This is a genomic window from Streptomyces sp. 2131.1 (assembly GCF_900105515.1).
GTDB classification, from domain to species: domain Bacteria; phylum Actinomycetota; class Actinomycetes; order Streptomycetales; family Streptomycetaceae; genus Streptomyces; species Streptomyces drozdowiczii.
In genome coordinates, this window is record NZ_FNSY01000001.1 from 6,855,432 (window position 1) to 6,877,412 (window position 21,981).

The window sequence follows — 21,981 nt, forward strand, 5'->3', positions numbered from 1 at the left end:
GTCACGCCCAGACCGTACGCGGCAGGTGCGAGCCACGACAAAGCGAGGAACCACTCGTCCACGATTCGCGACAGGACGTTTCCGTGAACCCTGTCCTGCGCGGACTTGCGTGGCGAAGCCCATCGCCCCGCATCCGGGCCTCACGGACAGCCGGCTGAGCGCCATGCTCGACCGGTACGGCAGCCAGGTCGCCGCCAACCCGGATGCGACACCAGCGCTTCTGGAGACCATCGCCCGCCACGGGCCGGCGGCGCGGAAGGCGCTCCGCGAGATCGCCCGGCACCGCCACGCGCCGGCGCCGGCACTGCTCGCCTGTCTGCGGGACGCCCGGGCAAGGCCCATCGCCGCCGGCCACGCGGCCCTTCCGCAGGCGGTGATCGAAGAGTTGCTCACCGACGCCGAGGTGGCGGAGGCGGCGGCGGCCAACCCTTCACTGCCGCCCAGCGTGATGTCGGAGCTGGTGTCCCGGCCGTAGCCGCGGCCGATAGGTGGCGACGCGTTGCCGTCGTCCCTGTCGGCCAGGGGCGGTTACCATCCGCCCGCCCCGGTTGCCCCGCGCTCCGAATGGGCGACCATGACCTGGCCAGGCCGGTGGAAGAGGAGGACGCGGTGCGCGGTTTCGGGGTGGGAGAGACGGTGGTGCGGCGCGATGTGTACCGTACGGGCCGGGTTTGGAGCGAACACGCGTTGCGCGTCGTCGCGGACACCGACGAGGCGCTGGTGACCGCGTGCGCGCCCGGGGCGGAGGTCCGTTGGCCCGCCCTGTACTCGAAGGCCCGTGACAGCGGCGACCGGTCGGCCCGCACGAGCGCGTTCGATGCGTTGGCGGAGGGGCAGTGGGACCTGACCGCGGCCGTTTGGCAGGAGACCGACCTGCTGCTGTGGAAGCCACCGGCCACCTGGTTCAGCGTCAATGCCTTCTTCGTCCCGGACGGCGAAGGGCGCAGACTGCGGAACTGGTACGTCAACTTCGAGCACCCCACCCGCCGTACCGCCGACGGCTTCGACACCTTCGACCTCACCGTCGACCTGCTCATCGGCCCCGACCTCGCCCTCTGGAAGTGGAAGGACGAGGACGAATACGCCCACGTACGCCGCCTCGGGATCATCTCCGACGCCGAGCACCGGGCCGTGGAGGACGCGCGCGACCAGGCGCTGGCCATGCTCGCGGCCCGCGCCGGCATTTTTGCCCAGGCGGACCGCTGGGCGCGCTGGACGTGGGAGCCGACCTGGCCCGCACCACGCCTGGCGGACGCGCGGAGGCATGCACCGCACGACGACTGAGCCGCTGCCTGGGCGGCTGCGCGGTGCCGTGCGCCGGGCAGGCAGCCGACGGCGGCGCTCAGCGCCCGTACGCGGCCGGAGCCATCTCCACGAGCGACCGGATCAACGGATTGCCGTCGCCCTCGTTCCACGCGACCACCACGCGGCTCGGCGCCATGTCGGGCATCGGGACCACGGCGAGTTCGGGCGGCAGGTCGTGCCCGAGAGGGGCCAGGCCGATCGTGCCGTTCCACAACACGGCCTGAAGACACTTCTGAACGGCGCGCACCACCGGCCCCTGGCGCGGACGGCCGCCGTTCCAGTAGGACTGCCAGACGGGATCGGTGCCCGGCGGGAACTGGAACCAGCGGCGCTCGCTCAGCTCGGTGGGCCGCAACCGGGCACGCCCGGCGAGCGGATCGTCGGCGCGCAGGACCACGCCGACCGGGTCGCTTCGCAGGGTGCGCACGGTCAGGGCCGTCTCGTCGAACGGTGCCCGGGTGAGCGCGACATCGACGAGCCCGGCGCGCAGCCCGCACGTGGGGTCGGCCAGGTCGGTGTCGCGGATGCGGATGTCGACACCCGGATGCTTCCGGCGGAAGGCGGCGGCCAGCCTGGACGCTCCCGGGTCGGTGCCGTCGCCCAGGATGCCGACGGTGAGGGTGGTGGTCCCTGCCGCGGCGTTCACGCGGACGCGGACGCGGTCGGCATGGTCGAGCAGGTCTCGCGCCTCGCCGAGCAGCACCGTACCGACCGGCGTCAGCGTGACCCCTGCCGGCGAGCGGACGAGGAGGAGGGCGCCGACCTCGGCCTCCAACTGCCTCATCGCCCGGCTCAGCGGCGGCTGGCTCATATGCAGTCGGGTGGCGGCCCGGCCGAAGTGGAGTTCCTCGGCGACCGCCACGAAATAGCGCAAGCTCCGTAGCTCCACGCTGCAACGATACCCATGGGGTATCGGCCCCGCAGGATGGGTCTTGGACAGGCGCGGAGCCCCGGCTGTGCACTCGTACCGACAGGGCCCCGCGGATCGGCGGCCCGGAACGGAAGCGATGAACATCGTCTACTGGATCGTGGCGGGGCTGCTCGCACTCTTCTACCTGTACGCGGGCACACTGAAAGTGATCCGCGGCCCTGACCGGCTCCGGCCGATGATGGCCTGGGTCGACCGCATACCCCTGCCCGCCCTCAGGGCGCTGGGCACCATCGAGATACTCGGCGCGATCGGCCTCGTCCTGCCGCCGCTGACCGGCGTCATGCCCTCCCTGGCAGTGGCCGCGGCGATCGGCTTCGTCCTCCTCCAAATCGGCGCGATCGCCGTGCACCTGACCGGCGGGGACCGTCGGATCGCCCTCAACATCGCTCTCGCCACGGCAGCGGCGGTGACCATCTGGCCGGCCACCACGCTGTGATCGGAGGCGAGGCTTCGGACCGGGGTGAGTGAATGCAGCACCGACGGCCTCCTCCGGCGCGTCCCAGACAGGCCGGGCCGGAGGAACCGCCGCCGACGCGCGGCACGTTCAGCGTGGCCGGAGCGGCGCCACCTCCACGGCCAGGTCGTTGTCCACCGTGAAGTACGGGCGTGCCGACACCCCGTCGAGCGTGGTGGACGGGTAGACGAAGACCTGCTTGCGGTCCGCGATGTCGTCCAGCAGGCGGGCGACCCGGACGCGCGGGGCGTCGGTGTCCGGGCTGACGTACACGTCCCAGATCACCGGCGTCTCCGCGACCGCCGGCCGGAGGTCCGTGTAGTCGACGGTGAACGAGAAGTCCTGCTCCTTCCCGGCCCGGAGCGGGAACTGTGTCTCCGCTCCACCCCGGCCGCGCCGCTTCAGGGACACCGCGGCCCCGTCACCCAGCCGGGCGCCGAAAAGCCGCGCCGCCACGGTCACCGAGTCACCCGCGACGACGATCCGGCCGGCCTCCGCGTGCGCGGCGCGGCGCCAGGCACGTACGGCGAGCCGGCCGTCCTTGGTGGCGTACGGAATCCGGACCGCCAACGGCATGGCCGGTGCGCCCTCCCCGCCGGACACCAGCGTGCGCACGTCTCGCGGGCCGGGGAGCAGCGGCACACGATCCTCGCCCGGCGCGCCCACGACGTACGCGTCCCAGCGGCCCTCCTCCAGGGGCGGGGCCGCCTCCACCACGGCCTGCCATTGGTCCCGCCCCGCCGGCTCGAGCGCGAGGGACCGGCTGATCTCCTCGGGCTTCCCCTTCTTCGGGCGCAGTTGGAGCAGCAGGTGCGGCCGTGCCGAGGTGGGCAGGGGCGAGCGAACGCGTACGAGGAGACACCCGTCCTCCCGCACCGTCACCGCTCCGTACGACTTCTCGTCCTCGCCGCCCGTGACGCTCATCCTCGTGCCTTCCGTGCGGCCCTCACGACGCTGCTCGCCGCGACGAGCACGGTGTCCTTCGCCGCGTACCCGCTGCTCGCCAGGGCGCGGTCCTTACCGGCGACCGCTCTGCCGTCCCTCCGGGCCGCCAGCAGGTCCTCGAACAGCCGCTCGGCCTGAGCCATGATGAGGGCGGGGCCGTAACGCCGGGAGTTGTCCAGCGCGTTGTGTGCCATGCGTCGGCGCAGCTCGTCATTGCCCACGAGCTCCAGCAGGGCGCCGGACAGCGCCTCCCGGTTCCCGACGGGGACCAGCCGGCCGTCCTCGCCGTCGGTGATGATCTCGCCCGGGCCGTACGTGCAATCGGTGCTCACGACCGGCAGCCCGCAGCGCATCGCCTCGACGATGGTCATGCCGAAGGGCTCGTAGTCGGAGGTCACGGCCCCGATCGCCCCCTTCACCCACTCGGCCTCCATCGGGGTCACCGCGCCCATGAGGAAGACGTTGTTGTACAGCCCGAGCCGGTCGATGAGCGCGCGCAGCCGCTCCCGCTCCTCCCCCCTGCCGTAAATGCGCAACGTCCAGTCGGGATGCGCGGCGGCGACCGGGGCGAATGCCTCGATCAGTACGTCGAACCGCTTCATCCGCGCCAATCGGCCGGCGGCGACCACGATGCGACCGCGACCGTCCGACGGCGCGAGGGCCGGGGCGGGGACGCTGTTGGGCAGTGCCTGCAGACGTACGCCCGGCAGGCGCATCTTGCGCCGGTAGACGGCGGTGTCGGCCTCAGTGACGGGTGTGATCGCGTCCAGTCGCGGATACGCCCTGCGCAGCGCGTTCCGCAGCCGCGGGGGGTGGTGGTCGAGCGTCAGGTGTTCCTGGCCGACGCGCACCGTCCGCGCGGGAGCCTGGAGCGCCAGGTGGATGTTGAGGCCGGGGCGGGTGCCCACGACGACGTCGGCGTCGAGGGAAGCCAGCGCTTGACCGATCCGCTCATCGGTGAGAGCGCTGTACTCCCCGTAGCGGTACTCGGACGACGGGAAGATCTTCGCCGGTGTCCGGTGCCGCGGGTCGTCCTTCTCGTGCCGCAGGTCCACCAGGTGCCGCAGTCGCACGCGCGGATCGAGCACCATGCTCGGCCGTTCCCGGCTCCGGAGCACGGAAATGATCTCCACATCGTGCCGATCGGCCAGGGCCCGGGCCAAGTTGAACGTCGTCGTGATGGTCCCTCCGATCCCGTACACGTTGTGGATGAGGAATGAGATTCTCATGCACTACAGGACCGTCGGCACCCACGAGAGGTTGCCCGCGCGTGCGTCAGAGCGGGAGCACCGGCCGGACGGAGAAGTCCTCGTACATGTCCTCGCCGTCCGGTCCGTACACGTACTCCACCATGGAGGCATTCGGAACAGCGTTTCCGCACCCGCGCCGCACGCGCGTACGACAGTCCCTCGCGCGCGGCCGCTCGCGGGGGAGTACCCAGGCCGACGTACGATGAGGCCGTGACCGTCCGCAGCCGCTCCCTCAGCCACCGCGCCGGGTTGCTGTACGCGCTGCTGGTCCTGACGGTGCTGGGGGGCATCCTGGGCATGCACGCCCTGCCTTCCGGTCCCTCCCCGGCGATCCGGAGCGGCCACGGCCACATGGCGGTCACGGCCGACGCGGAGTCCGGCTCCGCTGCGGCCGGGCTGTGCGCACACACTGCCGGTGGGACGGACCATCTTCACCACGCCGACCAGACGTGCGCGGCCGCCGGTGTCGGATCCCCGTACACCCCGCCCGCGTTGAGCACCGCGTTCAGCGATTCCCCTTTCGCCGCCCCCTGGTCCGCGAGCGTGCCGGAGTCGGCCCTGGCCGCCCGGGCTCCGCCCGACCTCTCCGAACTGCAACTCCTGCGGATATAGAGCGAGGCCCGCACGGCGCCCCTTCGCCCGGTTCTTCCGGGTGCGGTGCCGATGCCACGTCATGCCCTCTCTCGAATTCCGCTACCGCGCAGGCCCTTCCGGGGCCGCGCTCCAAGGAGTTGCACCACGATGACCGTCAACCACGCGGCGATCCGCCGAACCGCCGCCCTCGCAGCCGCCGGCGCCGCGGCCCTGGTCCTTGCCGCCTGCGGCAGCAACGGGGACGGCGGGCCCGGGCACGGCAGCCACGCCTCGGCCCCGGCGTCCTCCTCCGATTCCCCGGGCCGGCACAACGCCGCCGACACCGCCTTCGCGAAGGGGATGATCCCCCACCACCGCCAGGCCGTCGACATGGCGGAGCTCGCGCCGGGCCGGGCACAGTCACCGAAGGTGAAGAAGCTCGCCGAGGACATCAAGGCGGCTCAGGACCCGGAGATCAGGACGCTGTCCGGATGGCTCACCTCCTGGGGGCAGGACGTCCCCGCAGAGGGCTCCACGGCCCACTCCACGCACGACATGGACGGCATGGACGGCATGGACGGCATGGACGGCATGGACGGCATGGACGGCATGATGACGGCCGGCGACATGGCCACGCTGGAGCACGCGAAGGGCCGGGCGTTCGACCGGGCCTTCCTCCGGATGATGGTCGAGCACCACGAAGGCGCGGTGGACATGGCCCGCACCGAGCGGGCCGGCGGCACGTATGCACCGGCCAGGAAGATGGCCGGGCAGATCGTCACCTCGCAGAGCGCGGAGATCGAGCAGATGAACCAACTGCTCCGCCGGAGCTGACCCGTTGGCCCGCCGCACCGCGGTGCGGCGGGCCCCTAGGGAGGTCACTCGAAGAACTTCAGGCTCCATCCCGTGTCGGTGTTCGCGCCGGGGACGTTGGCGCGGCTGTAGGTGGTGTTGCCCCACCAGCAGAAGGAGCCGGTGTACCAGGAGCGGTTCTCCCAGCTGTACGGGGTTCCCTTGGGGACTCCGTGGTACATCAGGGGGAACGTGGGCCCGGCCGGCGGGCTGGTGGCGATGTCGCCGTCGAGCAGGACGAAGGTGTGGTGACCGGGACCGTTCACGTACAGAGTGGGGTCCCAGCCGGCCATCATCGTCGCGCGGTTGGAGCCGAAGAGGCAGCCGTTGGACTTGTACCAGTCCCATACGTAGGTCGGGTCGCCGCCCGCCTTCAGCCGGAGCTCCGCGATGCAGTACTGCTCGCTCCAGCTGCCGTTGGCGGAGTACGTGATGTGCAGCTGCCCGTTCGGGTCCCTGATCGCTTCGGGGCCCTCGTTGATGAAGGGGTTGCCGACGACGCGCTCCCAGCTCTCCCTCGGCTGGGAGATGATGTACCGCCCGCCCGTGGGGGTGGTCGGGTTGCTCATCCGGGCGATGTAGAGGTTCTGCTCCACGTTGGTGGTGCCGGCCCAGCCGGACCAGACGAACCAGCGCTGGCCGTTGAAGGTGAACAGGGTGCCGTCGATCGCCCACTTGTCGTCGGGCAGGGCGAGTTTCGTCGCGGCGCCGTACCCGCTGTCCGGGTAGGCGGAGCCGATCACGTACATGCGGTGCGCCGCCCCGCGGCCGGCCGAGAAGTAGATGTAGTAGCGGCCGCCGTCCCGCACGATCTCCGGGGCCCAGACCTCACCCAGGTTGCCCGTGTCCGACCACACCTGCCGGGCCGCGGCCGACGCCAGACCGCCGGTGGAGGACGCCTGCCGGACGTTGATGCCGGCGCCGGTCGACTGGACGGAGATGTACGTCCCGCCCACGCGGAGCACGCTCGGGTCGGCGCCGCGGATGCCGGTCTGGCCGGCCTGCGCCGAGGGGGCGGTCATCAGCGACATGGTGAGGGCCAGGAGTACGGACAGCGCGAAGGCCGTGATGCCGGACGTACGAGGAAGTCTCATGGTTCCTCTTTCCCGTGTGGGGTCGGGGTCGGGCTGACACTCCGACCCTATCCAGAAAGAGGCGTGGGCATGTCAACTCCGTCGCGCCCTTCCCGGGCGGACTCACGAACGCCCGCGGTCAGCGCGCGATCGTCTTCGCCGTCGCCGCCGACGGCTGCCGGCTGTACCCCGGCACGACGAGCCGGCCACCCGTGACGGGGTCCGGGATGATGACGGACGACAGCCCGAACACCTCCTGGACCAGCTCCGTCGTGACGACCTCGTCCGGCGCACCCTGCGCGACGACGCGGCCGTCCTTCATGGCGACGAGGTGATCGGCGTACCGGATGGCCTGGTTGAGGTCGTGGAGCACGGCGACGACGGTGCGGCCGCGCTCCACGTTGAGGCGGCGCACCAGGTCCAGGACCTCCACCTGATGGGCTACGTCCAAGTACGTCGTGGGCTCGTCGAGCAGCAGCAGTTCGGTGTCCTGCGCCAGGGCCATGGCGATCCACACGCGCTGGCGCTGCCCGCCGGAGAGTTCGTCCACGAGGCGGTCCGCGAGGGCGGCCGTGTTCGTACGTTCCAGAGCCTCGCCCACGGCGTGCTCGTCGGCCTCCGACCACTGCTGCCACCACTTCTGGTGCGGCTGGCGGCCCCGCGCCACGAGATCGGCGACGGTGATGCCGTCGGGCGGCGTGGGGGACTGCGGCAGTACACCGACGAGCCGCGCGATCTCCTTGGCGGGGAGGCCGGCCAGTTCGGCGCCGTCCAGCAGCACGGCACCGCGCCGAGGCTTGAGGAGCCGGCCGAGCGCCCGCAGGAGCGTCGACTTCCCGCAGGCGTTGGGCCCGACGACGATGGTCACCTTGTCGTCGGGTATCTCGAGATCCAGGCCCTCGACGACCGTGCGGTCCTCGTAGGCCAGGGTGAGGTCGCGCGCCGAGAGTCGGCTGGCGGACGGACGGCTCATGACGGGGTGCCTCCGGAACGGCTGCGGGTACGGACGATGAGCCACATCAGGTACGGCGCGCCCACCACGGCGGTGAGGACGCCGGTCGGCAGCTCGATCGGGGAGAACAGGCGACGGGCCAGCAGGTCCGCGACCACGACGATCAGCGCCCCGGCCAGCGCCGACGACAGCAGCGGGGTCTGGGCCGTGCGGGTGAGCCGGCGCGCGATCTGCGGGGCGAGCAGCGCGACGAAGTCGACCGGCCCCACCGCGCCGGTGGCCACCGACGCCAGGACCACGCCGAGCGCGGTCAGCCCGAGCCGGACCCGGCCCAGCCGGACGCCGAGCGCCGTCGCGGTGTCGTCGTCGAACGACGCCCCGCGCTGCGCCCGCGCCGCCCACAGGGCCGCCGGCAGGCCGATCAGCAGTACGAGGGCCAGTGGCCCGGCCTCCTCGTAACCGCGGCTGTTGAGCGAGCCGGTGAGCCAGACCTTGGCCTGCTGGGCGACCAGATAGTCGCCCTTGGTCAGCAGCAGCTGGGTCAGCGACCCGAGCGCGACCGACACACCGATGCCGACCAGCACGAAGCGGGAGGAGTGCAGTCCGCCCCGCCACGCGAACACGTACACGAGCAGGGCCGCCGCCAGACCGCCGGCGACGGAGACATAGGGCAGCGCGTCGGCGGCGACCGCGTTGAAGCTCAGCGCTGCCACCGTCGCCGCGCCCGCCCCGTGCGTGACGCCGATGACGTCGGGGCTGGCCAGCGGGTTGCGGGCGACGGTCTGCACCAGCGCCCCCGCGACACCGAACGCGGCCCCCGCGAGGATGCCCACGACCAGACGCGGCAACCGCAGCGTTCCCACGACGAGTTCGTCGGGGCTCGGGCGCCCGAACAGCACGCGTACGACCTCCGACGGCGCCACGAACGACTCGCCGACGCACAGGTAGGCCACGACCGCGCACGCCAGCAGCACCGCCAGCGCCACGGCGACGACGGCCGCGCGGCGGTGTACGAGGAAACTCGCCCGCCCGCGCCGCAGCACGGCATGCCCGCCGGGGCGCAGACGCGGGGTGACGGTGGCTTCGAGGTCGCTCACGCGGCCACCACCTTCCGGCGCCGGACCAGCGCGATCAGGAACGGCACACCGATCAGCGCGGTCATGACCGCCACCGGCACCTCCGAAGGCGGGAAGAGGACGCGCCCCAGCACGTCGGAGCCGAGGATCATCACCGGACCGAGCATGGCCGCCAGCGGCAGCACCCAGCGGTGAGCCGTGCCCACCAGGGCACGCGCGATGTGCGGGACGGCCAGGCCGGTGAACGCGATCGGTCCCACCGAGGCCACGGCCGCCCCGGTGAGTACGGTCGCACCGAGCGCACCGAGGGCCCGCAGCCGCCCGACGTCGTTGCCGAGATTGCGCGCGGCGTCGTCGCCCAGCGCGAGCGCGTCCAGCCCTCGGGCGATCACCGCGACCAGGATCATCCCGATGACCACGAACGGCCATACCTGGCCGATCACTTCACCGTCGCGGCCACTGATCGAGCCGACCTGCCAGAACCGGAACTCGTCGAGAGCTCGCGCATTGGTCGTGGCGATACCGGACACGAGCGAGGCGAGGAACGCGTTCATCGCGGCCCCCGCCAGGGCGAGTTTGACCGGCGAGGCCCCGCCGCGCCCGCCGCTGGCGACCGCGTACACACCCACTCCGGCCAGCGCCGCACCGGCGAACGCGAACCACACGTAGCCGTTCAGCGAGTGCACCCCGAAGAACGCGATCGCGGCCACCACGCCGACCGAGGCGCCCTGGCTCACGCCGAGGATGCCCGGCTCCGCGATGGGGTTGCGGGTGATCCCCTGCATGACCGTTCCCGCGAGAGCGAGCGCGGCCCCCGCGAGCACGCCGACCACCGTCCGGGGCACCCGCAGGGCGCGTACCACCTGGGCGTCGTCGCTGCCGCCGTCGTGGAACAGGGCCTGCAGCGCGTCGCCCGGCGCTACCTGGCGGCTGCCGACCATGAGGCTCAGGAGGACGGCCACCAGCAGCATCGCCGCTCCGGCCAGCAGCCAGCCCGCCCGCCGGCGGGTGAGGTTGGGTGGCGACATGCGCCGGGCTCACTCTCTCTTCTCGGTCCGCGGCCTCAGGCCGTCAGGTGCTTCTCGAGGTCGTCGAGCACCACGTCGGCGGCGGTGACACCGAGACCCAGGTACCAGGTCTCGTCCGGTACGTCGTAGGCGTGGCCGTCCTTGACCGCCTTCAGGTTCTTCCACAGCGGGTTGGCCTGCGCCTTGCTCTTGTCCGTGGCCCTCACATCGCCGTACACGCCCGTGAAGATGTAGTCGGCGTCGGCCTGGTCGATGTTCTCGGCGCTGACCTCGGCGGCCAGGTCCGCGATGTCCTGGTTCTTCGGGCGCGGGATGCCGACGTCCTTGAGGATGGTGCCGATGAACGAGTCGTTGGCGTAGAGCCGGATCAGGCCGTCGGGCAGGTAGCGGACCATCGACACGGTCGGCTTGTCCGCCCCGAGCTTGTCCCCGAGAGCCTTCGCCTTCTTCTTGTACGCGGTCAGGTTCGCCTCGGCCTGCGCGGTCCTGTCCAGTGCGGCGGCGTTGAGGAGGTAGTTCTCCTTCCACGTGAAGCCGGGCCGGATGGAGAAGACGGTGGGCGCGATCTTCGACAGCTCGTCGTAGGAGTTGGCGGCGCGCAGCTGGCTGCCCAGGATCAGGTCGGGCTTGAGCGCGGCGATCGCCTCCAGGTTGAGGCTGTTGATCGTGCCGATGTTCTTCGGCGTGCCCGCGTCCTTCTTGAGGTACGAAGGCAGCTCCGGCGACCCCTCGGTCGGCGCGAGACCGACCGGCTTCACACCGAGCGAGACCACGTTGTCGAGTTCACCGACGTCGAGCACGACGACGCGCTTCGGCTGCTCCTTGATCTCGGTGCTGCCCATGGCGTGCTTGACCGTACGCGGCCACTGACCGGGCTTCGCGTCCGTGCCGAGGGCCGCGGTCTTCGCGGCCGCGTCGCCGAAGTCCTTGCCGCCCTTGGCGACCGACTTCGAGTCCTTCGACCCCTGGGAGGACGAGCCGCCGTCCTTCCCGGAGGAGTCGGCGCCGCACGCTGCCAGCGACAGCGCGGCAGCGACGGCGAGGGCGACTGCGGCTGTACCACGGCGCCGGTGTGACATGAGCGTGCTCCTCGTTCTGTTCAGCCTCAAAAGATTAGGCGAGCCTCACCTTATGCCAACGCTATCCATGGGATGTACACGGGGTAAGACCGCTCACGAGCGTCGCGTGAACCGTGTGCGCCGTGCCGGGGAGGCCGCCGCACCGCGGCGGGGTGCGGTGATCCGGGCCCGCGCGACGAGTTCGAGGGTGACGGTCACGGCGACGGCCTGCACGGCCATGAGGGCGTGAGGACGAGGAGCTGGACGGCCCCGGCGGTCAGCGCGTCCGCTCCGCCCAGGAGCATGCCGACGAATGCGCCGGGCAGGGTGACCAGGCCGACGGTACGGGACTGATCCAGACCGGGGACCAGGGAGTCGGAGGCCGCCGGGCGGGCTGTCTCGATCCGGGCGTCGCGCTCCGTCATACCGATGGCGAACCCCGCCTCGACCTCACCGTGCCGCTGTTCGAGAGCGGCCAGGCCCTGACGCCCGGCCAGGACGGTCGCGGTGAGCGCGCCTCCGATCAGGATGCCGGTCACGGGAATGAGCGCGATACCGCGCGGCGGGAGCAGCCCGGTGGCCAGCAGCAGTACGACGGCCGGCAGGACCCCGGCCACGATGGGCATCCCGGCCCACCACCAGGTGGAGTCGGAGGTGATCCGGCGGCCCGCGGTGCGCACCGCGGCCGCGTACATCAGCAGCACGAAGCCGAACAGGGCGGCTTCGTGGTGGACGACCCACCCGATGACGGCGGAGACGGCCGCCAGTTGGGCGGCGGCCCGCGCCCCGGCGGCCCGCGCCCCGGCGGTCAGCACCTCGGCCGCGGCCGAAGCCATGGTCCGGCGAGAGCCGCGCCGTCGCCGTGACGACCACGGCGACGGCCAGGAGTACGGCCAGGACCCAGCCGAGCACCGGATTGACCGGCAGCAGCGCGGCGGACGCGGATTTCACGAGCTCTCCTCCTCGGCGTCGGAAGCGGAACCCGCAGGCTACCGGCGTGGTGAAGGGCGTCCGCGGTGTACGAGCGCGATCTCGGGGAACCGCTCTGAGGCGGAACCGCGACCGGAGTCGAATCGGGAGAACAGGCGTGACCGACGATCAGGAAGACGCTCAGCAGGTGAGGGACGACCTCGAATCCGCCATCGGCCACTACATGGCGACCGTGGCGGGCCGGCTCCTCGACGAGGGTCTGCCCGTGGCCGCGATCTCGGCGTACGGGGCCTATGACGACGACAGTCAGGACGACTTCGGCGCGGACGTGGAAGGGAGCGTGGAGTTCACCGGCGGGTTCTGCCGGGCCGCCTTCGGCGGGGGCCGGGACGCGGGGCTGCTCTGGTGCGGGGTCTCGGGCTGGTGCTTCTTCTGCATACCCGAGGGCTCGGGCCAGGGTCTGCACGAGTCCGCCCGCTGGATGGGCGGCGGCCTGACGCCCGAACCCGGCCGGGTCGCCGCGTTCTTCTCCGAGGCCCGGCTCGACCCGTACTTCGCGGGCAGCGAGGACCGGCCGTTCTACCGCACGTCCCACACGGATCCGGAGGCGTTGCTGGGGCGGCTCTCGGTCTTCGACACGTACGAGGGCGCGGCCCAACCCCGTGATCACGAGCGTCGGTTCGCGAGCCTGCGCGCCGACGCGTACGGGAGGCGTGTGCGGAGCGCTCTGGCGGCGGGGGAGCAGGAGGTGGTCGACATGGCCCTCCGCACGGGCGAGTTGCACGCGCTGCGCACACTTCTGGAGTACGTGGAGGGGTCGGCGCCGCGAGGTGAGGCCCGGGGGCTCGCGCGGAGACTGGCCTCGGACCTGTCGCTGCGGGCCCGGCACGGCGGGAAGGACGTGGACGAGCACTGCGCGGCGTTCGTCTACGCGAACGAGCCGCGCCAGGACCTGTCCGGCGGTTCAGGGTCGCGACCCCAGCCATGATCCGCCGGACAGGCCCTGGACGCACGGGCTCCTACGGCCGACGCGCCCGCCCCGCGGAACGGCACACGCCCGCGAACCGTTCGGCGAAGACGGACCACGTCGCGACGGCGGCCTCCTCGTCGGCCACGGCCCGAGCATGGAGCAGGTCCCGGTCGATGCCCTGGGCGGTCAGCCAAGTCCGGTCCCACGCACTGATGTTCCGGGCTTCCGCCTCGGGGTGGAACTGCACGCCCCAGGCCCGTTCGCCCACCCTGAAGGCCTGGTACGGGCAGCTGTCACCGGAAGCGAGCCAGACCGCCCCCGCTGGAAGCCGTGTGATGGCGTCGACGTGCCGCTCGATCGCGGGCACCGTCTCACCCAGGCCCGCGAGAAGGGGGTCGTCCACCGCTTCGGGGCGCAGGTGGATGGCCGTGCTGCCGTACTCGGGCTCGCCGTACGACGCGCGCACCGTCCCGCCCGCCACCTGGGCGAGCATCTGACCGCCCAGGCAGATCCCCAGCATCGGTGTGCCGTCCGCCAGCGCCTGCGCCACCAGGCGACGGGTGGCGGCGAGCCAGGGCGCGCGTGCGTCGTCGTCGGGAAGGAAACCGCCACCGAGCACGAGCAGCGGCCGGCCCCCGAGACCGGAGGGCAACTCCTCACCCGCGTACGGCCGCAGCACCTCCAGTTCGAGCCCTGCCGCGCCCAACCACGCCCCGAGCCGGCCGGGACCCCCGTACGACGTGTTCTGCACGACCAGGACGGACACGGACATCGCCTCCCCTACGCTCGGCCGAACTCTAACGAACGCCGGCTGGGGGACAGGGGGCGGAGCGATGGGTGTGGTGGACGCGGCGGTCGGAGAGGCTGCCGCGCCGCCCCGCCCCGACTTCACCGCATCCAGTGCCGTTCGGTCGTCCACCCCGTGAAGCGGCGGGCGCGTCCCGCCTCCGCCGTCCCGTCCTCGCCGAACGCGGCGCCCTCCGCGACCAGGGCCAGGCCCGCCAGCACCGGGGCCAGCCGGGTGGCCACTTGGGCGGGGTGGCGGCCCGTCTCGGCCTCCAGGCCCGCGAGGAACCGCCGCTGCTCGGCCGGCGGGCACAGCGACAGGTAGAACATCATCTGGCGCCACGCGTACGCCGCGTCCTTGATCGTGCGCAGCGGGCGCGGGTTGTGGTGGACCCGGGCGGTCAGCCGGCACACCGTCACGAAGCATTCGGCCGCCAGATCGGCCCACCCGGACCGCGGGACGATACCCACCCGGTCGACCAGCGTGGCCAGGTTGTGGGTGGTGAGGATCTGCGCCTGCTCGATCACCATCCCGTTCGCCGCGACGGACCAGTGCCGCGACGTCACCGCGGCCCGCTCCGCGCACAGCGCCGCGAACCCGGGATGGCTGCGGGCACCGGCCGAGCCGGTCAGGGCCTGGCCCGCCGTGACGATCGCCAGGTTGCGGATCGCCGCGTAGTCGATGCCGTAGTAGCGCTCGTACAGCGTGCCGCGCAGGAGTTCGGCGGCCACCCGCGCCGCCTTGAGGAACTTCGGGCCGAACGTGCCCATGAAGATGTCGGCGGCCAGCTCCTCCACGAACGGCACCCCGAGATCGCAGTTCCGGCCCAGCACACCGAACTCGCGAACCAGGGGATTGGGCAGAAGCGTTCCCGGGAAGGCCTGCACGGCCACTTCACCGACCTGCCGCAGCACGGCGAGCGCGCCCTCGTCGTCCGACGCGCCCAGTACGGCGGACCGCTGCCCCGACACCGCCCGCACCCAGGGAAGTTCCTCGACGCGCACCTGCTGCGCCAAGTCGAGCAGGAGCAGGGAGCGGCGCTTGCGGAACGCCCGGTAGTTCGCCGCCATCACACCCCGCAACGCCTCGTCGCCGTACGCGTGGGCCGTGGCGGCGGCGACAAGTTGGGGCACCAGCTCGGCCATCATCTCGGCGGACGGAACGACTCCCCGCTCGACGAGCGTGTCGAGCGGCGCGCTCATCGCGGACTCGACGGCCTGGCCGATCCCGGCCGGTACGACGGCTCCGGCGGGCAGACCGGTTTCCCGGCTCTCCTCCCCGCTCACCGGGCCCAGCAGCGCGGTGACATCGGTGATTCCGCCATCCTGAGGGAGCACGGCGAGCCGGCCCAGCATCAGCTGGACCAGGGCGTAGTGGGAGGGGCGCGCCGCATGGTCGGCCTGGCCCCGGCGCAGGGCTGTGTGAGCCTCCGACCCCGGCAGCCCGCGCCGCTGGACCATGGACCGCACGGCGTGCCGCAGCAGACCGAGCCGGCGCGCCTCCAACGGCCGTCCGGCGACGACCTCTTCCAGCGCCCCGCGCAGAATGCCCAGGTTCTCCTTGGGCTTGCGGTGCTTGGTGCACAGGGTGTGCTGCTCCGCGAGCACCCGGTACCGGCCGAGCAGGGCCTGCCCCCGGGCCAGCCAGTCGGCGTCGGGGGCGGCCTCCAGTACCTGGCCGTCCCCGGCGTTCCGCAGCCAGTGAACGAGCAGTTCGTCCCCGAACGGCTGCCACACGGCGAGTGCCTCGCGCTGGGCTTCGACGGCCGCGTTGGGCCGCCGCCGCACCAAGGTGTCGACGGCGTCGGAGACGGTACGGCGGTGGACCGCCGCACCGGCGGCCGATGCGGATGCGACGGCCGGGCGGGGCAGGAAGCGCAGCCGGTCGGCGAACGGCTCCAGCTCCGCCACGAGGTCGGCCGCCGCGTCGCTCTCGCCGTGGCGCACCAGCCACGCCACGGTCAGCAGCGCGGCCTCCTCGGGCACACCGATCTCGTACCCGCCGCTGTCCAGCAGGTCCCACAGCCGGGCGAGCCCCGGCTCGGTGAGGCAGTACGCGAACAGCGCGCGCCGCTCGGCCGGTACGCCGAAAGTCCGTGCGGCATCGGTCTCGTGGGCCTGCAACGGGCCACCGGCGCTCACGGCCCCGGTGGAGAAGCCGCCCCGCATCACCTCGGGGGTCACCCAGGCCGGATACCCGGTCACGGGTGTACGCGAACCGACCGTCACCCGGCCCGCGGTCATGGCTGAGAGCACCTGCCGCCAGCGCTGCCCACGCGCCTCGGCGCGCTGCCGGGTGTCGGCGTCCTCATGGGTCAGCGCCGTCACGAAGGCCTGGGCCAGCAGGCTTTCCGGATAGGACGTGGTCACGGTGAGGGGCTGCTGCTCAGCGTTGTCATTCATAAGCCGACGTGGCAGGTTCCGCCCCTGCGCCCTCCGGGTTCAGAGCCCGGCGCTCTACTGCTGAGCTACACGTCGTCGGTTGTCGATGATAGGCGTCGTGGTGATCACTTCACAACCGGCTTTTCGGAGCGTCATATGTACGCGCCGGGGCACGTGGACGAGCCGGGTGGGTCGAGACGCCCCGGGCTCGGCGAAACGGCGCGATACTGATCGTGACAGCCGTCCGTTCGTGGACGGCCCCGCACGGGCCGGGCCGGCCGACGGGCGCTGACCTTCGTCGATGTTTCAGAGGAGGCCGTTCATGACCACGGCGAAAGATCTGTTCATCATCGCCATGAACCCTGAGCATTCCGTGGGCCAGGGCGACCTGTCGCTCGCCCTGGCGGGAGCCGAGCTGATCGATCTCGCCGGGTCGGGCGCGGTCGTCGTGGAGGGCGACCGCATCATGCCGGGGGAGCCCGCGGCGCCGGAGGACCGGCTCATGCGCGCCGCGGCCGACGGGCTCGTCCGCGAGGCGCCGTACGAGCGGGTCGAGGACTGGCTCTGGCGCCGGGGCGAAGACCTGGCGGCCACGTACCAGGCGGCCCTGGAGGAGGACGGCGAGCTGACGCAGAAGCGGACCGGCCGGCTGTCCTTCGGATCGGACCGTGTGCAACCGGCCGACACGCCCGCGCGGAGCCGCGCGGCCGGCCGCTGGAAGGAGAACGAACCAGTCCTCACCGCCCTGGCTTCAGCCGTGGGCATCGGGGACGGACAGGCCGACGAGGAGCCCGGCTTCGACGACGAGACGGCGACGATCGTGGTGGCGGCCGTTCACGACTCGCTGATGGAGCTGGAGGCCGTACGCCAGAGGCGCAGCATCGAGAACGCGGCCTTCGCCAACGTCTGGCGGGGCCCGTGAGCCGGGCCCCGCGCCCTCAGCGGGGGACCGGTGCGTCCTGGGCGGGCAGGCCGTCCAACTCGTCCGCGGCCTCCCAGCGCAGCAGCTCTCCCGGCTGACAGTCGAGCACCTCGCAGAGCGCGGCGAGGGTGGCGAAGCGCACGGCCTTGGCGCGGCCGTTCTTGAGGACGGCCAGATTGGCCGGGGTGATCCCGACGCGTTCGGCGAGTTCGCCGACGGACATTTTGCGCCGGGCCAGCATCACGTCGATGTCGACGACGATCGGCATCAGATCACCCCGGCCAGCTCGGCCTGCATCCGCGAGGCCTCGAGATCACGCGCGACCGCTTGAGCGAGCAGCACCCGCAGCACGAGGACGATGAGTGCGACCCCGAGAACCGCCAGGCCGGCCACGCCGATCAGGAGGACGACGCCCGGTGCGACGGCCTCACCCGGCGCCAGGACGGCCCCGAGCACCCACAGCAGGACGGCGGCTCCCCCGAAAGCGCCGGTCACTCTGTCCACGTGCCGGAAGGCGGGGCGCGAGAAGACCGTTCCGCCACGAGCCATCGTCAGCAGCCGCCACACGGAGACCAGCACGGTCTCGGCGCAGGCGACCCCCAGGACGATGATCAGCGCGACGGGGACGAGGGGGAAGTCCGCGGTGTCGCCGCCGGCTTCACCTCCGTCGCGGAACAGCAGCACCCCCATCACCCCCTGGAGGCACACCGAGCCGACGAGCAACGCCACGATCACCGAGCGCAGAGCGAGCGCTGTCGGTTTTCCCATGGACCCCTCCTTCTGTCGAGATTCGATTCTAATCTATCGTTTCTCGATAGAACGTGGAATGGGGTTCTTCAGGTCAGGACCATCCAGCGCCGGCCGTCCACGAGTTCCCGCGCGGCGTCGAGGTGCCCGGCGTGGCACGCGGTCTCGGTGATGACGTGGAGCAGTACGTCCCGGACGGTGTGCAAGTGCGGTTCGCCGAAGAGGTGGTGGGGCCACCACGCGAGAGTGGCGTCCGGGTCCGCCGCGGCGACGGCGGCGTTCGAGAGACCCGCCTCCGCGCGGTACCGGTCGAGCACCTCGGTATGCGGTACGTCGGGGCCGACCCGCCAGGCGTCGTCGATGTCGTCGAGGGCTTCGACGACGGCGGCATCACCGGCGCATACGGCACGGAACCAGAACCGCTCGACGTCGAGCGCGAGGTGCTGGACGAGCCCCAGGCAGTTCCATCCGGACGGCAGCACAGGCCGTCGCAGGGCCTCCTGGTCCAGGCCGTCGAGTATGCCGAGGATGTGTCGGCGCTGTCCGTCCAGGCACGACAGGAGTGCCTGCACTTCGGGGTTCGATGTAAAGGACACGGACGCGGTCACTGTGCGATCTCCCAGCTGTGGTGGCCCGCTTCTCCGTGCTGGAGGCGCGCGGCGCACATGATCAGGTAGCGCTGCTCGGGTGTGCTGGTGGTGCGGGCGGCGGCGGCCCGGTACTGCTCCGCGGCCGCCGTGACGTCACCGGCGCGCTCCAGGAGATGAGCGCGTACGGCGTGCAGCCGATGGTGCCCGGTGAGCGGGCCGCCGTCGGCGTCGAGGCCGTCGAGGAGGGCAAGGCCGGCGGCCGGACCCTCACTCATCGCGACGGCCACCGCCCGGTTGAGGGTGATCACGGGGTTGGCCGCCCCCGCCACCCGGTCGAGCAGCGAGTACAGGGCGGCGATCTGCGGCCAGTCCGTGTCCTCGGCGCGGGCCGCGTCGTCGTGCAGGGCCGCGACGGCTGCCTGGATCCGGTACTCACCGGGGCGGCCGCCGCCCAGCGTGCTCGCCAGCAGCGCGGACCCCTCCCCGATGAGCCGCCGGTCCCAGCGGGAGCGGTCCTGCTCGGCCAGCGGGACCAGTTCGCCGGCCGGACCGGTGCGGGCGGGGCGCCGGGCCTCGGTGAGCAGCATGAGGGCGAGCAGCGACGTCGCCTCGCCCTCCGCCGGTAGGGCGCGGTGCACGCCCCGGGCGAGCCGGATCGCCTCGGTGGCCAGGTCCGCGCGGTGCAGCTCCGGCCCCCGCGTGACCGCGTACCCCTCGTTGAACATCAGGTACAGCACCCGCAGCACCGAGCCGAGCCGCGACTCCCAGCCGTCCGTGCCCGGTTCCGGTACGTCGAAGGAGGCGCCCGACGCCTTGAGCCGCTGCTTGGCACGGCTGATGCGCTGCGCCATGGTCGCCTCGGGTACGAGGTACGCCCCGGCGATCTCGGCGGTCGTCAGCCCGCCGACCGCCCGGAGGCACAGCGCGATGGCCGAGGCCGGGGTGAGCGCGGGGTGGCAGCACATGAACAGCAGCGTCAACGAGTCGTCCTGCCCGGTGGCGGCTCCCGCGGCCGGCTCCCGGGCGACCACCTCCTCCCGCCGGCGTCGCGCCAGTTCGCTCCGTACGTGGTCGATGTAGCGGCGCGTGGCGACCTGGATCAGCCAGCCGAGCGGGTTGCCGGGCAGTCCGTCGGCCGGCCACGATGCGGCCGCGTCGAGGAGCGCCTCCTGCACCGCGTCCTCGCACGCCGCGAAGTCCCCGCGACGCCGTACGAGCGTGCCGAGGGCCTGCGGCGCGAGCGTGCGCAGCAGGTCCTCGACGCGTCCGGAGCCGTTCACCGGGCGGCCCTCCCGCCGTGGGGCGCTCCGGGGGCGCGCCCGCTCGTCCCGCCGCTGCTGCTCACAGTTCGCCGTGCTCGTCGGCCATGACCTGCCGCACCTCGACCGGCTGCTGGACGGGGACACCGCCGGGCCCGGGCACGGCCGAGATGCGGGCGGCGATTTCCAGGGCCCGATCCTCGGACTCGACGTCGAAGACGTTGAAGCCGGCGAGGACCTCCTTGGACTCGGCGAACGGCCCGTCGGTCACGACCGGCGCCGCGACGCCGTCCGCGCGGACCGTGCGGGCCTGCCGCGGATCGGCGAGCGCCATGAACTGGACCATCTCACCGCTCTCGGTCAGCTCCTTGGTCAGCAGCGCGTAATAGTCGAAGTGCGCCGCGATGTCTCCCGGCTGCCAGGTGTCCATGGGCTCCTCGAACACTCCGCCGTCGTGGTTGACCAGCAAGATGAACTTCGGCATTGCCTACTCCGTTCTCCGTCACGACGGATCCTCACGACCCGCTCGGCCCCACCGTTCGGGGCCCCTTCACCCCTCTGTCGTCACCGGATCCGGGTTCTCTACATGCCGACGCGGAATCCTCCGGGAGTTTTTTCGCCCTCACTGTTCAGGGATGCGAGGGTCGCGCCGGCGCACCCCGTGAACGCCGAACCCACCGGCTCCCCTCCCCGGGCGCCAGCCTAGCGAGCGGTGTGATCGCCGGACACACCCGCGCGGTCAGTCCGCAGAGTGCCCGCGTACCCGATCGCGATCATGGCCGCGTCGTCGTCCAAGTGCCCGCCGACATGGTGCAGCAGGTCGTCGCGGAAACGGTCGATGAAAGTCTCGGGGGCGCTGTGGGGCCAGCCGGTGATGCGTTCGGCGAGGGGGTAGAAGGCGCGGGAGCCGTCCCGGGCCTCGGTGACACCGTCGGTGTAGAGCAGCAGGAGGTCGCCGGGGGCGAACCCGTAGCTGTCGATGTGGTAGCGCGGCTGCGACAGCGTGCCCAGGCCCAGCGGGGGAGCGGGGCGAGCGGCGTCCAGCGTCATCGGCCGTCCGTCGCGCAGGACGATCGGCGGTGGGTGCCCGCAGGAGACCATGTCGATGCGGGCGTGCCGGTCCGGGATGTCCAGGACCGTGGCCGTGATGAACGACTCCCCGTGGCCGGCCCCGCTCGCCTCCGCCAGCCCCCACGACACGCTCCGGTCGAGGTACGCGACCAGCTCGTCCAGACTCGCCCGGTGGCGGGCCGCTGCGTGGAAGGCCCCGAGCAGCAGAGCCGCGTCGCTGACCGCGCTCACCCCCTTGCCCCTGACGTCGCCGATGATCAGCCGGGTGCCGGTGTCGGTGCGCGCCGCCGCGTACAGGTCCCCGCCGATCTGCGCCTCCGCCTCCGCGGCGAGGTAGAGGGAGGCGGTACGCAGGGGACCGAGGCGCCGGGGCAGCGGTGGCAGGACCACCCGCTGCACGGCCTCGGAGACGTACCGCACCTGCGCCAGCTCCTTCTCGCGGCGCTCGCGCAGCACGCAGAACACGACCAGGCTCACCCCCACCAGCGCCAGGGCGGCGATCTGGGCCTCGTGGTTGGCGGAGAGGACTTCGTCGGGATCGCGGATGATGCCGACGGCCGTCTGCGCGATCACCGCCAGCACGGCCACGAACCCGACCGCCCGGGGCCCGCCGATCGACGGCGTGATCGCCGGGGCCGCGACGAGCAGCGGACCCAGATGGATGCCGGGCGGCGCGAGTATGTCGATCACGAACACCGCGACGATCCAGCCGACGGGGATGGCGAGCATCGCCCGCCCTCGCAGCGGCTTACGGACCTTCTGGGCGTGCTGCGACATGCTTCCTCTCTACACCGCGCACGCGCGGCCCGCACCGCCAGTCGCCCGCC

22 protein-coding genes, 1 tRNA gene and 2 pseudogenes are annotated in these 21,981 nt (G+C 72.1%); 7 read left to right on the forward strand and 18 right to left on the reverse strand.

The features are described 5' to 3' along the window. Nucleotides 1–109: 109 nt before the first annotated feature. A pseudogene (locus BLW14_RS30440) lies at nt 110–475 on the forward strand (hypothetical protein); the annotation flags it as partial. A gap of 89 nt (nt 476–564) precedes the next feature. Continuing rightward, nucleotides 565–1,284 carry a ribonuclease FAU-1 family protein gene (locus BLW14_RS30445; protein ID WP_093710322.1) on the forward strand — a complete coding sequence of 240 codons (720 nt, stop codon included), beginning with the start codon at nt 565–567 and terminating at the stop codon, nt 1,282–1,284. A gap of 58 nt (nt 1,285–1,342) precedes the next feature. On the opposite strand, the gene BLW14_RS30450 is transcribed toward BLW14_RS30445, so the two are convergent. Further along, on the reverse strand, nt 1,343–2,179 hold the full coding sequence (locus BLW14_RS30450; RefSeq protein WP_093710323.1) for a LysR family transcriptional regulator: 837 nt from the start codon (nt 2,177–2,179) through the stop codon (nt 1,343–1,345). A 133-nt stretch (nt 2,180–2,312) separates the two neighbouring features. Between BLW14_RS30450 and BLW14_RS30455 the strand changes: the two genes are divergently transcribed. Next, a complete protein-coding gene (locus BLW14_RS30455; RefSeq protein WP_093710324.1) occupies nt 2,313–2,672 on the forward strand; it encodes a DoxX family protein in 360 nt (119 codons plus the stop codon). Between the two features lie 108 nt (nt 2,673–2,780). Here the strand turns inward: BLW14_RS30455 and BLW14_RS30460 are convergent, their stop codons facing one another. Together BLW14_RS30460 and BLW14_RS30465 are read right to left on the reverse strand one after the other, a co-directional pair. Next, nucleotides 2,781–3,614 (reverse strand): hypothetical protein, encoded by an 834-nt coding sequence (locus BLW14_RS30460; RefSeq protein WP_093710325.1) that lies wholly within the window; start codon nt 3,612–3,614, stop codon nt 2,781–2,783. Beyond that, nucleotides 3,611–4,864, reverse strand: a complete 1,254-nt coding sequence (locus BLW14_RS30465) for a glycosyltransferase family 4 protein (RefSeq protein WP_093710326.1) — start codon at nt 4,862–4,864, stop codon at nt 3,611–3,613. The genes BLW14_RS30460 and BLW14_RS30465 overlap by 4 nt, the downstream gene beginning before the upstream one ends. A gap of 231 nt (nt 4,865–5,095) precedes the next feature. Here BLW14_RS30465 and BLW14_RS30470 point away from each other — a divergent pair, with 231 nt between their 5' ends. Together BLW14_RS30470 and BLW14_RS30475 are read left to right on the forward strand one after the other, a co-directional pair. Then, entirely contained in the window at nt 5,096–5,497 is a 402-nt protein-coding gene (locus BLW14_RS30470) for a DUF6153 family protein (protein WP_093710327.1), read from the forward strand. Between the two features lie 129 nt (nt 5,498–5,626). Continuing rightward, nucleotides 5,627–6,292 (forward strand): DUF305 domain-containing protein, encoded by a 666-nt coding sequence (locus BLW14_RS30475; protein WP_093710328.1) that lies wholly within the window; start codon nt 5,627–5,629, stop codon nt 6,290–6,292. Nucleotides 6,293–6,336: 44 nt separating this feature from the next. On the opposite strand, the gene BLW14_RS30480 is transcribed toward BLW14_RS30475, so the two are convergent. From BLW14_RS30480 to BLW14_RS30505, 6 genes and pseudogenes are all read right to left on the reverse strand, one after another. Beyond that, nucleotides 6,337–7,404 carry a glycoside hydrolase family 43 protein gene (locus BLW14_RS30480; protein ID WP_093710329.1) on the reverse strand — a complete coding sequence of 356 codons (1,068 nt, stop codon included), beginning with the start codon at nt 7,402–7,404 and terminating at the stop codon, nt 6,337–6,339. 118 nt (nt 7,405–7,522) lie between these two features. Further along, a complete protein-coding gene (locus tag BLW14_RS30485; RefSeq protein WP_093710330.1) occupies nt 7,523–8,356 on the reverse strand; it encodes an ABC transporter ATP-binding protein in 834 nt (277 codons plus the stop codon). Then, nucleotides 8,353–9,432 carry a FecCD family ABC transporter permease gene (locus BLW14_RS30490; RefSeq protein WP_093710331.1) on the reverse strand — a complete coding sequence of 360 codons (1,080 nt, stop codon included), beginning with the start codon at nt 9,430–9,432 and terminating at the stop codon, nt 8,353–8,355. Before BLW14_RS30490 ends, BLW14_RS30485 begins: the two co-directional genes overlap by 4 nt. Next, nucleotides 9,429–10,439, reverse strand: coding sequence for a FecCD family ABC transporter permease (locus BLW14_RS30495; RefSeq protein WP_093710332.1), 1,011 nt, complete (start codon nt 10,437–10,439; stop codon nt 9,429–9,431). Before BLW14_RS30495 ends, BLW14_RS30490 begins: the two co-directional genes overlap by 4 nt. 35 nt (nt 10,440–10,474) lie before the next feature. Beyond that, complete coding sequence (locus BLW14_RS30500; RefSeq protein ID WP_093710333.1) at nt 10,475–11,518, reverse strand: ABC transporter substrate-binding protein; 1,044 nt, start codon at nt 11,516–11,518, stop codon at nt 10,475–10,477. 93 nt (nt 11,519–11,611) lie between these two features. Then, a pseudogene (locus BLW14_RS30505) lies at nt 11,612–12,448 on the reverse strand (ABC transporter permease). A 136-nt stretch (nt 12,449–12,584) separates the two neighbouring features. On the opposite strand from BLW14_RS30505, the gene BLW14_RS30510 reads away from it, so the two are divergent. Then, complete coding sequence (locus BLW14_RS30510) at nt 12,585–13,415, forward strand: hypothetical protein (protein WP_093710334.1); 831 nt, start codon at nt 12,585–12,587, stop codon at nt 13,413–13,415. Between the two features lie 31 nt (nt 13,416–13,446). On the opposite strand, the gene BLW14_RS30515 is transcribed toward BLW14_RS30510, so the two are convergent. From BLW14_RS30515 to BLW14_RS30525, 3 genes are all read right to left on the reverse strand, one after another. Continuing rightward, on the reverse strand, nt 13,447–14,169 hold the full coding sequence (locus BLW14_RS30515; RefSeq protein ID WP_093710335.1) for a type 1 glutamine amidotransferase: 723 nt from the start codon (nt 14,167–14,169) through the stop codon (nt 13,447–13,449). Between the two features lie 116 nt (nt 14,170–14,285). Beyond that, the gene (locus BLW14_RS30520; RefSeq protein ID WP_093710336.1) at nt 14,286–16,586 is read right to left on the reverse strand and encodes a hypothetical protein; all 2,301 of its coding nucleotides are present in this window, start codon (nt 16,584–16,586) and stop codon (nt 14,286–14,288) included. 3 nt (nt 16,587–16,589) lie between these two features. Next, a tRNA-Gln gene (locus BLW14_RS30525) sits at nt 16,590–16,661 on the reverse strand. Between the two features lie 226 nt (nt 16,662–16,887). Here BLW14_RS30525 and BLW14_RS30530 point away from each other — a divergent pair. Next, nucleotides 16,888–17,487, forward strand: a complete 600-nt coding sequence (locus BLW14_RS30530; RefSeq protein ID WP_093710337.1) for a GOLPH3/VPS74 family protein — start codon at nt 16,888–16,890, stop codon at nt 17,485–17,487. Nucleotides 17,488–17,503: 16 nt separating this feature from the next. Here the strand turns inward: BLW14_RS30530 and BLW14_RS30535 are convergent, their stop codons facing one another. From BLW14_RS30535 to BLW14_RS30560, 6 genes are all read right to left on the reverse strand, one after another. Continuing rightward, nucleotides 17,504–17,755 (reverse strand): helix-turn-helix domain-containing protein, encoded by a 252-nt coding sequence (locus BLW14_RS30535; RefSeq protein WP_018524384.1) that lies wholly within the window; start codon nt 17,753–17,755, stop codon nt 17,504–17,506. Beyond that, nucleotides 17,755–18,255 carry a DUF2975 domain-containing protein gene (locus BLW14_RS30540; protein ID WP_093710338.1) on the reverse strand — a complete coding sequence of 167 codons (501 nt, stop codon included), beginning with the start codon at nt 18,253–18,255 and terminating at the stop codon, nt 17,755–17,757. The genes BLW14_RS30535 and BLW14_RS30540 overlap by 1 nt, the downstream gene beginning before the upstream one ends. A gap of 68 nt (nt 18,256–18,323) precedes the next feature. Further along, on the reverse strand, nt 18,324–18,830 hold the full coding sequence (locus BLW14_RS30545; protein ID WP_177154151.1) for a mycothiol transferase: 507 nt from the start codon (nt 18,828–18,830) through the stop codon (nt 18,324–18,326). Nucleotides 18,831–18,838: 8 nt separating this feature from the next. Beyond that, nucleotides 18,839–20,104, reverse strand: a complete 1,266-nt coding sequence (locus BLW14_RS30550) for an RNA polymerase sigma factor (protein WP_093710340.1) — start codon at nt 20,102–20,104, stop codon at nt 18,839–18,841. 61 nt (nt 20,105–20,165) lie between these two features. Further along, a complete protein-coding gene (locus BLW14_RS30555) occupies nt 20,166–20,567 on the reverse strand; it encodes a YciI family protein (RefSeq protein WP_093710341.1) in 402 nt (133 codons plus the stop codon). A 218-nt stretch (nt 20,568–20,785) separates the two neighbouring features. Further along, nucleotides 20,786–21,931, reverse strand: coding sequence for a PP2C family protein-serine/threonine phosphatase (locus BLW14_RS30560; RefSeq protein WP_093710342.1), 1,146 nt, complete (start codon nt 21,929–21,931; stop codon nt 20,786–20,788). Nucleotides 21,932–21,981: the final 50 nt, after the last annotated feature.

Bases quoted from the DNA above. Each gene is read 5' to 3' on its own strand.
- BLW14_RS30475 (WP_093710328.1), top strand. From the start codon at position 5,627: ATGACCGTCAACCACGCGGCGATCCGCCGAACCGCCGCCCTCGCAGCC.
- BLW14_RS30540 (WP_093710338.1), bottom strand. From the start codon at position 18,255: ATGGGAAAACCGACAGCGCTCGCTCTGCGCTCGGTGATCGTGGCGTTG.
- BLW14_RS30455 (WP_093710324.1), top strand. From the start codon at position 2,313: ATGAACATCGTCTACTGGATCGTGGCGGGGCTGCTCGCACTCTTCTAC.
- BLW14_RS30520 (WP_093710336.1), bottom strand. From the start codon at position 16,586: ATGAATGACAACGCTGAGCAGCAGCCCCTCACCGTGACCACGTCCTAT.
- BLW14_RS30530 (WP_093710337.1), top strand. From the start codon at position 16,888: ATGACCACGGCGAAAGATCTGTTCATCATCGCCATGAACCCTGAGCAT.
- BLW14_RS30480 (WP_093710329.1), bottom strand. From the start codon at position 7,404: ATGAGACTTCCTCGTACGTCCGGCATCACGGCCTTCGCGCTGTCCGTA.
- BLW14_RS30555 (WP_093710341.1), bottom strand. From the start codon at position 20,567: ATGCCGAAGTTCATCTTGCTGGTCAACCACGACGGCGGAGTGTTCGAG.
- BLW14_RS30560 (WP_093710342.1), bottom strand. From the start codon at position 21,931: ATGTCGCAGCACGCCCAGAAGGTCCGTAAGCCGCTGCGAGGGCGGGCG.
- BLW14_RS30445 (WP_093710322.1), top strand. From the start codon at position 565: ATGGGCGACCATGACCTGGCCAGGCCGGTGGAAGAGGAGGACGCGGTG.
- BLW14_RS30500 (WP_093710333.1), bottom strand. From the start codon at position 11,518: ATGTCACACCGGCGCCGTGGTACAGCCGCAGTCGCCCTCGCCGTCGCT.
- BLW14_RS30535 (WP_018524384.1), bottom strand. From the start codon at position 17,755: ATGCCGATCGTCGTCGACATCGACGTGATGCTGGCCCGGCGCAAAATG.
- BLW14_RS30465 (WP_093710326.1), bottom strand. From the start codon at position 4,864: ATGAGAATCTCATTCCTCATCCACAACGTGTACGGGATCGGAGGGACC.
- BLW14_RS30515 (WP_093710335.1), bottom strand. From the start codon at position 14,169: ATGTCCGTGTCCGTCCTGGTCGTGCAGAACACGTCGTACGGGGGTCCC.
- BLW14_RS30485 (WP_093710330.1), bottom strand. From the start codon at position 8,356: ATGAGCCGTCCGTCCGCCAGCCGACTCTCGGCGCGCGACCTCACCCTG.
- BLW14_RS30495 (WP_093710332.1), bottom strand. From the start codon at position 10,439: ATGTCGCCACCCAACCTCACCCGCCGGCGGGCGGGCTGGCTGCTGGCC.
- BLW14_RS30460 (WP_093710325.1), bottom strand. From the start codon at position 3,614: ATGAGCGTCACGGGCGGCGAGGACGAGAAGTCGTACGGAGCGGTGACG.